This window comes from Bradyrhizobium sp. (genome assembly GCF_016462955.1).
GTDB lineage: Bacteria > Pseudomonadota > Alphaproteobacteria > Rhizobiales > Xanthobacteraceae > Bradyrhizobium.
In genome coordinates this window covers 1-2,560 of record NZ_JAEMSD010000190.1, presented here as the reverse complement: position 1 = coordinate 2,560, position 2,560 = coordinate 1, and the positions used below count along the sequence as shown (strand labels likewise).

Annotated in this window: 3 protein-coding genes; all 3 read right to left on the bottom strand. The window is 64.4% G+C overall.

All coding sequences use genetic code 11. The annotated features are described in order from the left end of the window. Window positions 1-67: 67 nt before the first annotated feature. Window positions 68-1,099 (bottom strand): NAD-dependent epimerase/dehydratase family protein, encoded by a 1,032-nt coding sequence (locus tag JHD07_RS19755; protein ID WP_291624914.1) that lies wholly within the window; start codon window positions 1,097-1,099, stop codon window positions 68-70. A 28-nt stretch (window positions 1,100-1,127) separates the two neighbouring features. Beyond that, complete coding sequence (locus JHD07_RS19750; protein ID WP_291624912.1) at window positions 1,128-1,646, bottom strand: Mpo1-like protein; 519 nt, start codon at window positions 1,644-1,646, stop codon at window positions 1,128-1,130. Window positions 1,647-1,818: 172 nt separating this feature from the next. Next, window positions 1,819-2,487, bottom strand: coding sequence for an OmpA family protein (locus JHD07_RS19745; RefSeq protein ID WP_291624936.1), 669 nt, complete (start codon window positions 2,485-2,487; stop codon window positions 1,819-1,821). Window positions 2,488-2,560 lie beyond the last annotated feature (73 nt).

Here is a 2,560-nt window from a genome sequence, read left to right as displayed (position 1 = left end):
CAGGCGACAGAAAGAAGCTTGTTGAAATCGAAGGGCATGAAGGTTCTTTGCGTTTGAAGCGGCGGCTTCAGCTCGCGCGCGAGGAGAGCGCGTGATGCTTGATGGCGCCGGAGGCCTGCTGTCCGTTGCGGGCGAGCAGATGGGTGATGGTTTCGCGCAAGACCGGTTCGATCGGGCGCGGCGAATAGCCGAGCTCGGTGCGCGCCTTGCCGATCGAAAGATCGCTGGCGGCGAGCGCGATGCGGACGCCCTCGGCGGTGCCGTTGGGAGGCCGGTGCGTGACGTGATCGGCGATGTATTCGAGCATGATGGCGGAGAGCTCGGCGATCTTGCCGGGCACGACGACTGGAAACTGCCGGCGGCCCGCCATCACCGCCATCATGCGCAGGATGCGCCCGAGCGGAACGCAATCGCCGCCGAGAATGTAGCGTTGGCCGAGGCGGCCCCGTTCCATGGTCAGCACGAGGCCCAGGGCGACGTCGCGGACGTCGACCAGATTGACCAGGAAGTTGAGATGCGGCTGCACCTTCTTCTGGAGGAAGTACCAGAGCATCGCGGTCGGCGGCGTCAGATTGTTGTCGGCGGCGCCGATCGGCATGGTCGGCGTGCCGATCACGAGCGGGAACCCCGCGGCCGCCGCCTTGGCGGCATGATGCTCGGCAAGCGCCTTCGATCGCGTATAGGCACCGGGCATTGCCTCGGCCGGCTGCAGCGCCTCTTCGGCGGGAACGCCCTTGAGGTCGGAATAGGGGAACAGGATCGACTCGGTCGAGCAGTGCAGGAACCGCGACACCCCGCGCTTCATCGCCGCTCCGAGCACGATTTCGGTGCCGCGGCAATTGACCTCGTGGAAATCGTGCTTGTCGGCAGCCCACATGCCGGGCAGGCCTGCGAGGTGATAGACCTGATCGACACCGGCGAGCGCAGCATCGACCGCGGCGCCGTCCAGCACCGAGCCCTGAACGTGTTCAACGTCCGCATTCGCTCCTGTCGGCGCACGGACATCGAGAACGCGAACCTGCTGCCCGCGGGCGCAGAGCGCTTCTACGAGATGATGTCCGATGAAGCCACTGCCACCGGTAACCAGGACGAGAGCCATGCAGAAGGTTGCTGTTTCGCTTTTGGAGTTATCGGGTCGAAAAGGAATTGGCCGGAAGAGGCGCCAGAATCGCGGCAAGGTCGCGACGGAAGCCCAGTGCGATGAATAATTTCGCCATCACGAACATCGGTCCAAGCAAAAGATGCGAAGGAAATGTGAATAGCGAGGCTTCGCGGCCCTCAAAAACCTTGTGGCCGATGGTCTGGGCGGCGAGGCCGAGCACCACCAGCGCGGCGAAAATCGCCCACAGCGTCGCGGTGCCGACTTGCGACGCGATGGTCGTCGCAACCGCAAATAGCACGACCGATACTGCCAGGATGCCGAGCCCGAGCGCCACGTCGAGCAGGAGCCAATAGATCAGCACCGGCGCGGCCAGGATCACCGCCAGGCTGACGTCGAAGCCGAACAACGGAACCTTGACCAGCGTCAGCGGCAGTACGGCGCCGGTGAACAGCAGCAGGATTCCGACCACATGCATCGCCGTGTTCCGGGGATCGCGATGATACTCGACGTAGACGGCAAGTTGGCGCTGGAAAAAGCCACCCATTTCGGTCTCATGCGGCACGGGTTCGGGGAAGGGCGAAGAGAGGCTATAGCACCTGATAGGACGGTGCACAAACCGGCACTATTGTCGCCCGAAACCGCGCGGACGCGCTGTGAGACAGGTCACAAAAGCTCAGGACTTCAACAGGTTCCGTCGACGCGCAAGCCGCGCCGGCTCAGCGCTTCTTGGCGGGTTTTTTCGCCGCAGGCGCAGGTGCCGCAGCCGGATGCGGCGCCTCCTCCGGCAGCTTGGCATAGGTCATGATCTGCAGCTGGCCGTTGACGGCGGAGGTCGGCTTGGCCCGGTCGAGAAACTGCTCCTCGCCGAGTCCGATCGGATGCAGTCGCTTGGTCGAGATCTTGAACGTGTTGACCAGCACGTCGCGGATTGCGTCGGCCCGGCGCTGGCTCAGGATCGCATTGGCCTCGCGCGTCTTCGAGTTTGATTCAACGTGGCCGACGATCAGGAACGTGTAGGGCAGCAGTGAGGCGTGCACTAGCGCGTCCGCGATGCGGCCGACGGTCTGGTAGGAGACCGGCTGGATGATCGGCGTGTCGGCGTCGAACTGGATCTGCGCGTTGAAGGCGGGCAGCCTGGCGAGGTCAGGTGCGATCAGGGGCCGGTTCACTGGGCCGGGATCGTTCTTGATCCTGGTCTTGGCGCGCTCCATCACCTGCTGCTTCAGGGCGGGAAGATCGATCTCGGCGGCCTGCTCGAAACGGTTCAGCCTGGCGACGATGTCGTCGCGGGTTGGTGCGGGGGTCTGCGCGCGTGCAATGCCGGTGAGTAGGACGAAGCCCAGCGCGATGCCCAGTCCCGCGATGGTGAGCCCGTTCGCGCGCATCAGCGATACCCCGCATCGTCGACGGCCTTCAGGCAGTTGTTGCTGATGCCCTTGGGCGTCGAGACCAGGCAGG

Coding starts and splice junctions, on each gene's coding strand:
- JHD07_RS19755 (WP_291624914.1), bottom strand. CDS start 1,099: ATGGCTCTCGTCCTGGTTACCGGTGGCAGTGGCTTCATCGGACATCAT.
- JHD07_RS19750 (WP_291624912.1), bottom strand. CDS start 1,646: ATGGGTGGCTTTTTCCAGCGCCAACTTGCCGTCTACGTCGAGTATCAT.
- JHD07_RS19745 (WP_291624936.1), bottom strand. CDS start 2,487: ATGCGCGCGAACGGGCTCACCATCGCGGGACTGGGCATCGCGCTGGGC.